The sequence below is a fragment of the Pseudomonas sp. M5A4_2d genome, assembly GCF_053345295.1.
Window position 1 is genome coordinate 562,738 of record NZ_JBKEZW010000002.1, and the last position, 13,965, is coordinate 576,702.

Genomic DNA, 13,965 nt, shown 5'->3' on the forward strand with positions numbered 1-13,965 from the left:
CCATGGATAGCAAGCCAACTGTTTTGTTGCTCGGGCCCACCGATGATTACCTGAAGAAAGTCGAAGCCAAGGCTGACGTGGTGCTGATCACTGAACCTGCTCGGGTCACCCCCTACCAACGCAGGTTTATCGATCCGGCCAACCTCCTGGACTTCAACGACGTCAACGCCTTGGTCAGACGCGCACTGGAGTTACAGCGTCAATTCACGTTTGATGGGGTTTACTCGTTTACCGAGTTGGGTATGGAATGCGCGTCGATACTTGCATCGGTCTTGGGTGTCCCTGGGCCCGACCTGCACTGCTCCTTTACCTGCCGGGACAAGTTAATGACCCGACAGGCGTTGGAGCGCAGGGGCCTGAACACGGTGGCGTTTGAATGGATGGGGCCTGGCGATATCGACGAACCGCTGATTGCACCTGGCAAGAAAGTGCTCAAGCCTGTCGATGGCACCGGAAGTGTGGGCGTTCGCATTATTGAAGAGGGTGACCTGATTGGCTCGCCCTCCAATCGGTGCATCCTCGAAGACTATGTCGAGGGCCGCGAATTCAGCTGTGAAACCTTCAGCATTGATGGCCAGCACTTCAAACTGGCGGTGACCGAGAAACGCTTGTCGCAGCCCTGCGGGGTGGTGGAAGTCGGTCATGTCATTGATCCTGCACAGACGTTTATCAATCCCGCCCAGTGGGGCTATCTACAACAGGTGCTGGATGCGATCGGGCTACGAAACGGGCCGGGCCATATCGAGTTCAAGTTGCACGATGAAGCGCTCCATATCATCGAGTGCCATAACCGGCCGGGCGGTGACAGGATCTGGAACCTGGTGGAACTCGCTACCGATTTCGACATGATCTCGGCCTCGATTGACAGGTTGCTGGGCCTGCCCGTCGAGGTGCGACTACTTAATCGTCGCTGCGCCGCCATCCACTACTTTGAGTACTCACCGGGCATTGTCCGGCACTGCAAAGCCTGGCAAGGGAGTTTGCCGGCGGATATTCACTGGCTGGACTGGAAGCTTTCCCCTGGGATGGTGATAGCGCCAATGACCAGTTCCTCGGATCGGTACGGCAGCTTCATTGTCTCGGCCGATTCAAGATCCGAACTGCTCGGACGTATCACTGAGGTCGAGCGTCAGTTCGAGGTTGAAATATCGTGAATATCTTGACGATGATAAGAGCGCTGCCGGTGTCGGCCATGCGCGTGCTGTTGATTCAATGGCTGACGGCAATCGGGTATTTCTCGGTTATCCCGTTTTTCATGGTCTACCTGGTGCGGTACCTGCATTTTTCTCCGACCTTCGCAGCCACTCAGCTGACACTTTTCCTGGTCGGCCAATATGGTGCCTCTTTCCTGGGCGGCTATATTGGCCACACCAAAGGCCCACTGTTGGCGATGCGGCTGGGGCTCGGGCTGCAAATTATCTGCTACCTGGTCTTTGCCTGCGGGATCGACGATGCGCTGTACCTGAGTTGTTTCAGCCTGCTGCTAGGCGTAAGCAAAGCGTTTTTTACACCCGCCTCCAAGGCTTTGCTCTCTACGCTAACGCCCGGGCAAGATCAGCTATTGCTGTTTTCCCTGCGTAGCACCATCAACAATCTGGGGGTTGCCATTGGGAGCGCCATCGGCGCGTCCATGCTGGATTTCAATGTCGTCGGGTTTTTTATCGCCGCCGCCGCCGTACAGATAGTTGCCCTGTTTCTGTTATTGACCCTGCGATTACCCGCCATGGCCATCGTGGCGGACCTTAAGAAGGCGAGCTTTATCAGCGGCGTGAAGAGCTTGATGGTTAAGCCTTTTTTTCTGTTATTGCTGGTTTTGTACGCGCTCTACAGCTTTTTATATATCCAGCTCGAATATTCATTTCCGCTGCATGCCGCGCAGGGTTGGGGCAATGAAATGGTGACCTATATCTTTTGGGTCAACGCCCTGGTCGTGATGGGCCTTCAAGTGCCGCTCAATATGTATTTATCGCGCTTCATTTCTCACTGGGCTGCCATTTTTATTGGCTTTCTATTCATGGTGCTGGCGTTTCTGATCATCGGCATGTCTAGTCTCAGTACGCCTTTTTTGCTGGCCATCGCGTTCTTCACACTGGGCGAGTTAATCATTGACCCAGCGATTGATACCGTGGCCGGCAGTCGAAGCGAAAAGCACTACCTGGCAATCGCTTTCTCCTTGCTAGGGCTGGCAGGCCTGGTAGGCAGTGTCAGCGGAAACCTGATAGCAGGAGCACTCAGTACGGAGGATGGAGCCTTCCAGCGCAATCTATGGTTTTTGAATGTGCTGTTAGCTATGGTGGGCGCAGGGCTTGTCGCACTCACGGCCAGGGTCAAATTCTTTAGTAAAATGGAACTTTATAATGAAAAAGAATGATGATTTTTTTACTGCCGAGGGCTATCGCCTGAACGCAGACAAGCGCCTGCTGGACCTGGACTTTATCCATGGGTTTCTCGTCCAGTCGACGTGGGCCAAAGGCATTACCCGTGACCGTGTGCAATTAAGCATTGATAACAGTTTATGCATGGGCGTCTATCACCATGAGCGGCAAGTCGGTTTTGCCCGGCTGGTGACGGATTTTGCGACGTTCGGCTATTTGTGCGATGTGTTTGTCGACGAACAATATCAAGGTAAAGGCCTGGGCCGCTGGGTGTCCGAAGGCATACTGGCGGGCCCCGAGGCCGAGCAGCTGCGCCGCATCATACTGGCCACTACGACAGCGCCGTGGCTGTATGAAAAGATGGGCTTTGTGCCGGTTAACCAACCGAACTACATCTGGCAAGTCTTCCGCTCCGATATCTACCAGCGCTGAAACCTCGTTAAACCCCGCCTGGGGAACCGCCCCAGGCGTGAGCGTTCATCGGTCCATAAGCCGGTGGTCACTGACCGCTGCATCTTCCTTTAATCGCCTCATGCAGACGTATGCCGTTCGGCTAGGTATAGTGCGGCCCCTCTTCGCGTCTGCGGCCGTCGGTAACGAGGCCCGGATACAACGCGAAAGCGCATGAATAACAACACCCGCAAAAGGATTGGGGCGAAGCGTCGTGCACTGCCTGGTGCTGAGCGACGCGTCGGACCGTCCTGCGTTTGCCATTAGAAAAATCAGCGAGGAACACTCCATGCTCGAAGTCATCAACGACTTCCTCTCAGGGAAAGTACTGATCGTGCTCATTGTCGGGCTCGGCGGTTATTTCACGATCCGCTCGCGTTTCGTTCAATTGCGTCACTTTTTCCACATGTTCTCGGTGTTTAAAGACAGCCTGAAGAGCAGCGCCGGCCAACTCAGCTCGTTCCAGGCGCTGATGCTCAGCCTGGCCGGCCGCGTCGGTGCCGGTAACATCGCCGGTGTCGGCATTGCCGTCACCCTGGGTGGCCCGGGTGCCGTGTTCTGGATGTGGGTCACCGCGCTGGTGGGCATGTCCTCGAGCTTTATCGAATGCTCGCTCGGCCAGCTGTATAAGCGCACCGACGCTGAAGGCACCTACCGTGGTGGCCCGGCCTACTACATCCAGCACGGCCTGCATAAGCGCTGGCTGGGTATGGTCATGGCGTTCCTGTTGCTGGTGACCTTCGGTTTCGCCTTCAACGGCCTGCAAGCCCACGCCGTGACCCACTCGCTGAACAATGCTTTTGGCCTCGACACCACCTACACCGGCCTCGCGCTGGCCGTATTGCTGGGCCTGGTGTTCATCGGCGGGATCAAGCGTATCGCCTCGATCGCCGACCTGCTGGTGCCGGTCAAGACCCTGGTCTACATCGCCGTGACCCTCTACGTGATCGTGCTGCAATTCGACCACGTGCCGGCCATGCTCGCGACCATCGTCAAGAGCGCTTTCGGCCTAGACCAAGCCTTCGGTGGCCTGGTGGGCAGCGCAATCATCATGGGTGTGAAGCGCGGCGTGTTCGCCAACGAAGCCGGTTTGGGCAGTGCGCCTAACGTGGCAGCCGTGGCCTCGGTAGAACACCCGATCGCCCAAGGCGTGGTCCAGGCATTCAGCGTGTTCCTCGACACTTTCGTGATCTGCACCTGCACCGCGTTGCTGATCCTGCTCTCCGGTTTCTACACCCCAGGTTTTGAGGGCGACGGCATTGCCCTGACCCAGAACTCCCTGGCAGCCGTGGTCGGCGACTGGGGCCGCATGTTCATCTCGGTGGCCCTGGCGTTGTTCGTGTTCACCTCGATCATGTACAACTACTACCTCGGTGAGAGCAACCTGCGCTTCCTGGTGGGCAACAACCGCAAGGTGCTGATGGGCTATCGTGCGCTGGTGCTGGTGCTGATTTTCTGGGGCTCCATCGAGAACCTGGGTACCGTGTTCGCCTTCGCCGACATCACCATGACCATGCTGGCGTTCGTCAACCTGTTCGCCCTGGCGTTCCTGTTCAAGATCGCCATGCGCATCCTGAATGACTACGACGGCCAGCGGGCTGCGGGCATCAAGACGCCAGTGTTCGACTCCAGCAAGTTCCCTGACCTGGACCTGGACCGCAAAGCGTGGCCGGCAAACCCGGCGACGCCTGAGCCTGGCGCTCAAGCATCGGCTGAACTGAACGCTCAAGCGCAACGCTGAGCGTAGAAAGCCTAGATAGATGACACGCCGCCCGGCCTTGGGCATGCTCTGGGCCCGGCGGCGTTTTTCGTTCAGGAGAATTCTCGATGTCCAAAGCTAACAACATCATGGTGCTCTACACCGGCGGCACCATCGGCATGCAAGCCAGCGCCAACGGCCTGGCCCCGGCTTCCGGCTTCGAGGCGCGCATGCGCGAACAGCTTGCCGACCTGCCAGTGCCTGCCTGGCGCTTCCGGGAAATGGCGCCGCTGATCGACAGCGCCAACATGACCCCCGCCTACTGGCAGCGCCTGCGCACCGCTGTGATTGAAGCCGTGGAAGACGGCTGCGACGCCGTGCTGATCCTGCACGGCACCGATACGCTGGCCTACAGCGCCGCGGCGATGAGTTTCCAACTGCTGGGCCTGCCGGCGCCGGTGGTGTTCACCGGTTCCATGTTGCCTGCCGGCGTGCCAGACAGCGATGCCTGGGAAAACGTCAACGGCGCCCTGCTGGCATTGGGCGAAGGCCTGGCACCGGGCGTGCAGCTGTACTTCCACGGCGCGCTGATGGCACCGACCCGATGCGCGAAGATTCGCAGCTTTGGTCGCCATCCATTTGCCGCCTTGCAGCGCAATGGCGGCGTAGCCAAGGCCGATGCACTGCCGCCAGCCCTGGATTATCGCCAACCCAAAGCGCTGGCCAACGTCGGCGTGCTGCCGCTGGTACCGGGTATCGCCGCCGCGCAACTGGACGCACTGATCGACAGCGGCATTCAGGCGTTGGTGCTGGAATGCTTCGGCAGCGGCACTGGGCCGAGCGATAACCCGGCGTTCCTCGCCAGCCTCAAACGCGCGCAGGACCTGGGCGTGGTGGTGGTGGCGATCACCCAATGCCATGAAGGCGGCGTGGAACTCGACGTCTACGAAGCCGGCAGCCGTCTGCGCGGCGTGGGCGTGCTGTCCGGTGGCGGCATGACGCGCGAAGCGGTGTTCGGCAAGCTGCAGGTGCTGCTGGGTGCCGGGCTGGCGACCAGCGAAGTACGCCGCCTGGTAGAACTGGACCTGTGCGGCGAACTGAGCTGACCGGCATGTAACTTGCTCCACTTCCAGCCATCCCCTGGCTGGAAGTTCCCATGCTGCACTCCCACCTCACCACCCTCAATGCCGTTTCCCTGGTCCTCAGCACGTTCAAGGCCGAAGGCTTGCCCTTTGAAGCGCTGCTGGCCGGCAGTGGCATCTGTACGGCGGACTTGAGCCGCGCGGACACGCGCATCACCACCAATCAGGAAATGCGCGTATGCGCCAACGCCGTGGCCCTGCGTCGGGATGTGGGCCTGGAGTTGGGCCGGCAGATGCATGTCTCGGCCTACGGCATGCTCGGTTACGCCCTGCTCACCAGTGCCACCTTCGGTGACGCTTTGCGCCTGGCGTTGCGTTATCCGGCGCTGCTGGGAACACTTTTCGAGCTCAGCCTTGAAGAAGACGCTGAGCGCATCTGGTTCACCGCCAGCGACTACCGGGAAAACCCGAGCCTTGCGATGTTCAACGTCGAACTGTGCCTGGCGTCGCTGAAGGTCATCTGCGACGACTTGCTCGGCCAACCGCTGCCGCTGCTCGCCGCGCGCTTTGAACACAGCGCACCGGATTATCACGCACGCTACAGCGAGTGCTTTGCATGCTCGCTGCATTTTGAAACCACCACCAACGCGTTCGCCTTCGACAAACGCTGGTTGGACCACCCCCTGCCTCTGGCCGACGCGGTCACTCACCAGGCCATGGCCGAGCGTTGCCGCAAGCAGAACCTGGAATTCACCGGTCGCCAGGCCTGGCTCGGCAGAATCCGCCAACTGCTCGCCAGCCAACTCGGCGCGGCACCGGGGATCGAAGGCCTGGCCGAACAGATGAACTGCTCGGCCCGTACCTTGCGTCGACACCTGCATGACCTGGGCTGCAGCTACCAGGAACTGCTCGACGAGCTGCGCTTCGAGCGAGCCAAGCAATGGCTGGCCGAAGATGAACTGCCCATCTACCGGATCGCCGAGCAACTCGGCTTCAGTGAAACCGCCAGTTTTCGGCACGCCTTCGTGCGCTGGAGCGGCGTGGCGCCCAGCCAGTTCCGGCCCTGATGCCTGCTGAGGGAGCATGGCCGCGCCATTTCGGGGCGAATTGAGGACAGATAATTTGGCCAGATTTATCCCCTTTTGGCCGCTCCTGCCATTCTCATAAAACCCGCCCGCCGCAAGACTGCATCCACCGATACAGCCTGCGGAGAACAATAAATGCTGACGATCTACTCGGACGATCACCACCTGCATCACGGCCGTTGCGAATTGATGGACGGGCAACTGATGCCCTGCTTCGAAATGCCATCACGCGCCGATCATGTGTTGCAACGGGTCAAGGACCGCGAGCTGGGCCCGGTTCAGGCACCGCAGGACTTTGGCCTGGCACCGCTGCAACGCATTCACAGCCGCGACTACCTCGACTTCTTCAAAGGTGCCTGGGCGCGCTGGACCGAGTTCGGCCAGGACGGCGACTTGCTGCCCTACACTTGGCCTGCCCGCACCCTGCGCCGGGTACTGCCTGCCAGCCTGCACGGCCAACTGGGTTATTACAGTTTTGACGGCGGCGCACCGATTACCGCCGGCACTTGGCAAGCGGCCTACAGCGCCGCGCAAGTCGCCCTGACGGCGCAACAGGCAATCGCACAAGGTGCAAACGCCGCCTTTGCCCTGTGTCGCCCGCCGGGGCACCACGCCGCCAGCGACTTGATGGGCGGTTATTGCTACCTCAACAACGCGGCCATTGCCGCTCAGGCATTCCTCGACCAAGGCCAAAAAAAGGTCGCGATTCTCGACGTGGATTACCACCACGGTAATGGCACGCAGTCGATTTTTTATGCCCGCAGCGACGTGCTCTTCACCTCGATCCATGGGCACCCAGAAGCGGAGTTTCCGTTTTTCCTGGGGTATGCCGACGAACTGGGAGAAGACGCCGGCGAAGGCTTCAACTTCAACTACCCGTTGCCGGCAGGTTCCGGCTGGGATCGCTGGAGCGCGGCACTCGAAGAAGCCTGCACTGAGATTGAGCGCTACGGCGCCGACATCATCGTCGTTTCCCTGGGTGTGGATACATTCAAAGACGACCCCATCTCGCAATTCAAACTCGACAGCCCGGACTACCTGGCGATGGGCGCGCGCATCGCCCGCTTGGGCAAACCCACGCTGTTTGTGATGGAAGGCGGCTACGCCGTGGAAGAAATCGGCATCAACGCCGTCAACGTGCTCGAAGGTTTTGAGGAGTCCACCCAATGAACATGCTCAAGTCACTCGTCCTCTGTGCAGCCGTTCTCGGCGGCGCGGCCCACGCCGAAGAGAAAACCCTCAAGGTCTACAACTGGTTCGACTACATCACCCCCAAGGCGCTTGAAGATTTCAAGGCACAGCACCCGCAGGTCAAGCTGGTGTACGACATCTTCGACACCAACGAAGCCCTTGAGGCCAAGTTGCTCACCGGCAACTCGGGCTATGACGTAGTGGTGCCGTCCAACGTGTTCCTGGCCAAGCAGATCGAAGCCGGCGTGTTCCAGCCGCTGGACCGGAGCCAGTTGCCCAACTGGAACCACCTCGACCCCAAGCTGATGAAGCTGATCGAAGCCAACGACCCCGGCAATAAATTCGCCGTGCCCTATATGTACGGCACCATCCTGATCGGCTTCAACCCGGCCAAGGTCAAAGCGGTGTTGGGCGATAACGCGCCGGTGGACAGTTGGGACCTGATCTTCAAGGAAGAGAACATCAGCAAACTCAAACAATGCGGGGTCGCCCTGCTGGATTCGCCCTCGGAAATCCTGCCCCTGGCCTTGCAACACCTGGGCCTGGACCCCAACAGCAGCAACCCCAAGGATTACGTCAAGGCTGAGGCGCTGTTGATGAAAATCCGCCCCTACATCACCTACTTTCACTCGTCCAAATACATGGCTGATATCGCCAACGGCGACATCTGTGTGGCCGTGGGTTATTCCGGTAGCTTTTCCCAGGCCGCCAACCGCGCCAAAGAGGCCAAAAATGGCGTAACCGTGGACATGCGCCTGCCCAAAGAAGGCGCGCCGATCTGGTTCGACATGCTCGCCATTCCCAAGGGCGCGCAAAACCCGCAGGACGCCTACACCTTTATCAACTACCTGCTGCAACCCCAGGTGATCGCGCCGATCAGTGATTTTGTCGGCTACCCCAACCCGAACAAGGACGCCACCGAGTTAGTCGACCCGGCAATTCGCAATAATCCCAATCTGTACCCAACCGAGGCGGCCATGGCCACGCTGTATACCTTGAAGCCATTGGGGCGTGATGCGGAACGGGCCAGAACGCGGGCCTGGACCAAGATCAAGTCGGGGACCTGAACCGACAGGCAAACTCAGCCAGGGCGGGCGCCCCATGCCAGCCTTAAGCGCGACAGCGCCACGGCGATATCCGCTTCGGGCACGGCGGCGAAGCCCAGCACCAGCCCGGCACGCTGATCGACCGGCGTGGTGGACTGGGGCAGCCAATAGCTGCTCAAGCCGTTGACCTCGACGCCTGCCGCGTGGGCCTGGACCAGCAATTGCTGCTCGCGCGCCAGGCTGTCCACGCGCACCGTCAGGTGCAACCCCGCCGCAACGCCGAGCAGTTCGCTGACACCTGGCAACCCATTGGGCCAACCGGCGAGCAAGGCGTTTCGCCGACTCAACGCCGCACGCCGCATGCGGCGGATATGCCGCTGGAAATGCCCGGCGGCCATAAACTCCGCCATCACCGCCTGGGTACTCACTTCGGAATGGCGCATGTCCACGGCGCGGCGCCGGGTAAAAGCGTCCACCAGGCCGGGTGGCAATACCAGATAACCGAGGCGCAGCGCCGGGAACGCCACCTTGCCGAAGGTGCCGACATACAACACTCGCCCACTACGATCCAGCGCCGCCAACGGCGAGAGGGGCGCGCCGCTGTAGCGGTACTCACCGTCATAGTCGTCCTCGATGACCCAGCCGCTCGTACGTTCAGCCCAGGCCAGCAGCTCCAGGCGCCGCGCCAGGCTCATCACCACACCCAGCGGGTACTGATGAGAAGGCGTGACATACGCCACACGACAGTCATCCAGTGTGTTGAGCACTTGGCAATCAATCCCCTCGCCGTCCACCGGTACGCCTTGCAGTCGCCCACCCGCCAGGGCAAATGCATGCCCAGCCGCGCGATAGCCCGGGTTTTCCACCGCCACCCGGTCTCCCGGCTCCACCAGCAACTGTGCACAAAGGCTGATTGCCTGTTGCGCACCACAGGTGATTACAATTTGCTCAGCCGAACACTGCATGCCCCGCGAGCTGCGCAGGTAAGCGGCGATCAAACCGCGCAGACGGCCGTCACCTGCCGGGTCGCCATAGCAAAGCTGTTCCAGGTCCGGCTTGCGCCAGAACGCCCCATTCAGCTTGGCCCATACCTCAAACGGAAACAGATCAAAGGCCGGCACACCCACGCGAAATGCCCGAGGCGGCCCCGAGGGAGGCAGGGAAAGATGGTTATTTTTGACCCGCGCCACGCCCGCACTGTGGATAACTTCATTGTCGAGATCTTCCGGCAAATCCGCCCATTTTGTGGATAAGGCTGTGGGTAAGCCTGTGGAAAACCCTGTGGATACTTTTGTGGATAGTTTTTTTGGCGTGGGCAATTGGGCGACATACGTGCCATCACCCACCCGGCTCTCAATAAACCCCTCCGCATACAACTGATCGTAGGCGCGCACCACACTGTTGCGGGAGATCGACAGTGCTGCCGCCAAGTCGCGGGTGGCGGGCAACCGCGTGCCACTGACCAGCCGCCCGTCCAGCACCCGCTGGCGCAACGCGCCGTAGAGTTGGCGAGTCAGGCCCTGACGGCGATCCAGCTCAATGCCTGCGGGGTTGAATAACAGCGGCGGCGAAATAGGCGGCATATTGGACCCATGAAATTGGTGCTAGATGGCTCTTACAACGAACCATTAGCCTGCCTAGGATGCAGGCATTCGCCAAGGAAAATTTCATGTACACACCGCGCGCCTTTGCCCTCGAAGATTTGCCTGAACTGCAGCAACTGATCCAGCACACCCGCCTGGCGCAGTTGGTCACCTTCGGTGAGCAAGGCTTGCAAGCCAGCCACTTGCCGCTGCTGCTTAACCCCGACGAAGGCCCGAATGGCACGCTCTACGGGCACCTCGCCAAGGCTAATCCGCAGTGGCGCGAGCTGCAAAATGGCAACGAAGCCCTGGTGATCTTTGCCGGTGCCGAAGGCTATGTCAGCCCGGCGTTTTACCCGTCCAAGGCCGAGCACGGCAAAGTGGTGCCTACCTGGAATTACCTCGCTGTACATGCCTATGGCAAAGCCGAGGTGTTTACCGACGCCGAGCGCCTGCTGACCGTGGTCAGCGCCCTCACCGACCGTCACGAAGGCCGGCGCGCCCAGCCCTGGAAAGTCAGCGACGCGCCGGCCGACTACATCGACGGCATGCTCAAGGCCATCGTCGGCTTCGCCCTGCCGATCGAGCGCCTGCTCGGCAAGCGCAAACTCAGCCAGAACCGCAGCCAGGCCGACATCGCCGGTGTGCGCGAGGGCCTGGCCGCCAGCGTGGATATGCGCGACCAGACCCTCGCCCGCTTTATTCCCCAAGGAGTTTCAGAATGAGCCAGATCGACATCCGCCAGGTGACTGCCGCCGACCACGGCGCCTGGTTACCGCTGTGGCAAGCGTATTTGACGTTTTACAACACCGAACTGCCGGACGCTGTCAGCCAAAGCACCTGGCAACGCCTGATCGACGCCAACGAGCCGACTCACTCGGCCCTCGCCTGGCAGGACGGCAAGGCGGTGGGCATGGTCAACTTTATCTACCACCGCTCCAACTGGAGCATCGAAAACGCCTGCTACTTGCAGGACTTGCTGGTGGACCCGGCGCAACGCGGCACCGGCGTGGGGCGTAAGCTCATCGAATTCGTCTACGCCACCGCCAAGGACGATGGCTGCTGCAAGGTGCATTGGCTGACTCACGAGACCAATGCCACGGCGATTCAACTGTATGAACGCATTGCCGAACGCCCCGGTTTCATTCAATTTCGCAAAGGTCTTTAAGGAGCGCAGCATGCCTATCTCACCCGCCGACTGGAAAGGCGTCCCCGCGCCCACGGTTCAATTGCTGGAAGGGCGCTACATCCGCCTGGAAAAACTCGACCCGGCCCGCCATGGCGACGAACTGTTTCAAGCCCTTCATGGCCCCGGCGCCGACCCTAAGCTGTGGGACTATTTGCCCTACGGCCCGTTTGCCGAACGCGCCGCGTTTGATACCTGGCTCAACAACCATGCCCAGCACAACGAACCGTATTTTTTCAGCGTAATCGACCGCGCCAGCGGCGACGTCCAAGGCATCCTCAGCCTGATGTCCATCGTCCCGGCCCAGGGCCGTATCGAAATCGGCCACGTCACCTTCGGCGCGCCGATGCAGCGCTCACCGAAAAGCACCGAGGCCGTGTACTTGCTGGCCAAGTACGCTTTCGAACAGGGCTACCGTCGCCTGGAATGGAAGTGCAACAACGGCAATGCTCGCTCCAAATACGCGGCCGAGCGCTTGGGGTTCAGTTTTGAAGGCGTATTCCGCCAGCACATGGTCGTGAAGGGGCAGAACCGCGATACGGCGTGGTATTCAATCCTGGATTCGGAATGGCCAAAGGTCGCGGCTGGGTTTGAAGCATGGTTGTCCGAGGCGAACCAGAGTGGTGCCGGCCAACTGAAAACACTGGCCGAGTGCCGAGCCTGACGCTCACTGACAACACAGCACCACACTTTAGATCGTCAGCGATTTCAAACGATGGGTTCAGCCGCCTTTGCCCACCTTGCAGTCCAACGCCTTCAAGGCATCACACCCATCCGCAACAACAGATGCGCTGACAGGCCAATGGCAGATGAGTTTTTAATCGCGCCGGACTAGAGAAAGCTCCCGCAAACCAAGGGTCGATTACCTGACAGTTATCACCCCGCTATCTCGCTAAATTCCCGGCCTCATTCATCAGAGGTCGGGATTACATGCCCTTTACACATCACAGACTTGCCCTTCTCATGGCCCTCGCGATCAGTGCCGCCAGCCTTCAATCCGCACAGGCGCAAGGTGATATCGCCTTCACACCCTACGTATTTGATCCCCTCCCCGCTCTTAACGATGCGAGGTTTTACACCCCACCAGTGCAAGCACCCTCCATCGACGGTTACCTCACTCGCCAGGTCACCACGCATAACGGCCTGCAGGTCGCCAAGGTCCTGGAGCCCGCGCTGAGTCGCCTGCTGGAATCCGGTGAGTTGACCAGAAGACAGATCAACGCACTGGAACGGTTCGGTGACGATCTTGCTGCCCAACCCGGAGGAATCGGTGCAGTTCTCGAACAATTGGCGGGCAGCCAAAATGCCAATCTGGCTGGCGCAACCCAGGCCATCACCGGAAAAATCAGCAACCAATTGCTCTCAACCCTGCGCACGCTGCCCACCAATGGCGATGGCCACTTTTGGGTGCAAGGCCTGGGCAACGACGGCAAGCTCGAAAAACAGGGCGGCAGCGACGGGCTCAAACATGACACCAAAGGCCTGATGCTGGGCGCCGATTGGGCGGTGGCTGACGCCTGGCGAGTCGGTGTGATGGGCGCAAAATCCTCCAGTGAGCTTCAAGCTCAACGCTTTCGGGCCGAACTCGACAGCTTGCACCTGGGCGGTTACGCCGTGCGCCAGGACGGCCCTTTGGCCCTGCGCCTGGGGGCGATCTACAGTGCCCATACCGGGGAGAACAAACGCAGCGTCAACCTGCTTGATTACAAAGAGCAGCTCAAAGGCCGTTACAACGCCCAAAGCCAAAGCGTATTTTCCGAACTGGGCTATCAACTGGGCAGTGCAGACTTACGCGTGGAACCCTTCGCAGGCCTCGGCTATCAGCGCTATCACCGCGGCAGTTTCAAAGAAAGCGGTGGCCTGACCGCGCTGAACGCAGGCTCACAAACCCAACAGAACCTGAGCAGTACCTTCGGCCTTCGTCTGGCCACGGTGTATCGGTTCGACAACCGGATGAGCCTCACACCCCACGTGAGTACGAGCTGGAAACACCTCTACGGCGAAGTCGATAGCCAGGTGCGCCAATCGTATCGCTACACGCCCGGACTCATTGATGGTTTCACCCTCAACGGCACCTCGCTGGACCGTAATAGCCTGGATATGCAGGCGGGCCTGGACCTCGCCTTATCCAGCCAACACACCGTCGGCCTGACCTATAACGCACAAACCGGCAGCCAAAGCCAAAGCCAGGGCCTGATGGGGCAATGGAAGATGAATTTTTAACGGCGCCCAGCGATAAATTCGAGGCAAAAAAAAGGGGAGCACCTG

General features: G+C 59.9%; 13 protein-coding genes. 12 read left to right on the forward strand and 1 reads right to left on the reverse strand.

What is annotated here, in order from left to right; translation table 11 throughout:
- Window positions 1-2 precede the first annotated feature (2 nt).
- The 8 genes from ACLBW8_RS09595 (at window position 3) to ACLBW8_RS09630 (ending at window position 8,949) form a co-directional block, all read left to right on the forward strand.
- Entirely contained in the window at window positions 3-1,154 is a 1,152-nt protein-coding gene (locus tag ACLBW8_RS09595; RefSeq protein WP_447805237.1) for an ATP-grasp domain-containing protein, read from the forward strand.
- On the forward strand, window positions 1,151-2,371 hold the full coding sequence (locus tag ACLBW8_RS09600; protein ID WP_447805238.1) for an MFS transporter: 1,221 nt from the start codon (window positions 1,151-1,153) through the stop codon (window positions 2,369-2,371). Before ACLBW8_RS09595 ends, ACLBW8_RS09600 begins: the two co-directional genes overlap by 4 nt.
- A complete protein-coding gene (locus tag ACLBW8_RS09605; RefSeq protein ID WP_064454770.1) occupies window positions 2,358-2,807 on the forward strand; it encodes a GNAT family N-acetyltransferase in 450 nt (149 codons plus the stop codon). Before ACLBW8_RS09600 ends, ACLBW8_RS09605 begins: the two co-directional genes overlap by 14 nt.
- A 307-nt stretch (window positions 2,808-3,114) precedes the next feature.
- Window positions 3,115-4,566, forward strand: a complete 1,452-nt coding sequence (locus ACLBW8_RS09610; protein WP_221295920.1) for an alanine/glycine:cation symporter family protein — start codon at window positions 3,115-3,117, stop codon at window positions 4,564-4,566.
- Window positions 4,567-4,652: 86 nt separating this feature from the next.
- Window positions 4,653-5,630, forward strand: a complete 978-nt coding sequence (locus tag ACLBW8_RS09615) for an asparaginase (protein ID WP_447805239.1) — start codon at window positions 4,653-4,655, stop codon at window positions 5,628-5,630.
- Between the two features lie 50 nt (window positions 5,631-5,680).
- A complete protein-coding gene (locus ACLBW8_RS09620; RefSeq protein WP_447805240.1) occupies window positions 5,681-6,673 on the forward strand; it encodes an AraC family transcriptional regulator in 993 nt (330 codons plus the stop codon).
- 153 nt (window positions 6,674-6,826) lie between these two features.
- Window positions 6,827-7,861 carry a histone deacetylase family protein gene (locus ACLBW8_RS09625; protein WP_447805241.1) on the forward strand — a complete coding sequence of 345 codons (1,035 nt, stop codon included), beginning with the start codon at window positions 6,827-6,829 and terminating at the stop codon, window positions 7,859-7,861.
- A complete protein-coding gene (locus ACLBW8_RS09630) occupies window positions 7,858-8,949 on the forward strand; it encodes a polyamine ABC transporter substrate-binding protein (RefSeq protein ID WP_064454775.1) in 1,092 nt (363 codons plus the stop codon). Before ACLBW8_RS09625 ends, ACLBW8_RS09630 begins: the two co-directional genes overlap by 4 nt.
- Before the next feature lie 14 nt (window positions 8,950-8,963).
- On the opposite strand, the gene pdxR is transcribed toward ACLBW8_RS09630, so the two are convergent.
- Window positions 8,964-10,511 carry a MocR-like pyridoxine biosynthesis transcription factor PdxR gene (gene pdxR, locus ACLBW8_RS09635; protein WP_447805242.1) on the reverse strand — a complete coding sequence of 516 codons (1,548 nt, stop codon included), beginning with the start codon at window positions 10,509-10,511 and terminating at the stop codon, window positions 8,964-8,966.
- 86 nt (window positions 10,512-10,597) lie between these two features.
- Between pdxR and ACLBW8_RS09640 the strand changes: the two genes are divergently transcribed.
- The 4 genes from ACLBW8_RS09640 (at window position 10,598) to ACLBW8_RS09655 (ending at window position 13,920) form a co-directional block, all read left to right on the forward strand.
- Window positions 10,598-11,236, forward strand: coding sequence for an FMN-binding negative transcriptional regulator (locus tag ACLBW8_RS09640; protein WP_447805243.1), 639 nt, complete (start codon window positions 10,598-10,600; stop codon window positions 11,234-11,236).
- Window positions 11,233-11,679, forward strand: coding sequence for a GNAT family N-acetyltransferase (locus ACLBW8_RS09645; RefSeq protein ID WP_064454778.1), 447 nt, complete (start codon window positions 11,233-11,235; stop codon window positions 11,677-11,679). The genes ACLBW8_RS09640 and ACLBW8_RS09645 overlap by 4 nt, the downstream gene beginning before the upstream one ends.
- Window positions 11,680-11,689: 10 nt before the next feature.
- Window positions 11,690-12,361, forward strand: a complete 672-nt coding sequence (locus tag ACLBW8_RS09650) for a GNAT family N-acetyltransferase (protein WP_447805244.1) — start codon at window positions 11,690-11,692, stop codon at window positions 12,359-12,361.
- Window positions 12,362-12,627: 266 nt separating this feature from the next.
- A complete protein-coding gene (locus ACLBW8_RS09655) occupies window positions 12,628-13,920 on the forward strand; it encodes an autotransporter outer membrane beta-barrel domain-containing protein (protein ID WP_447805245.1) in 1,293 nt (430 codons plus the stop codon).
- Window positions 13,921-13,965: the final 45 nt, after the last annotated feature.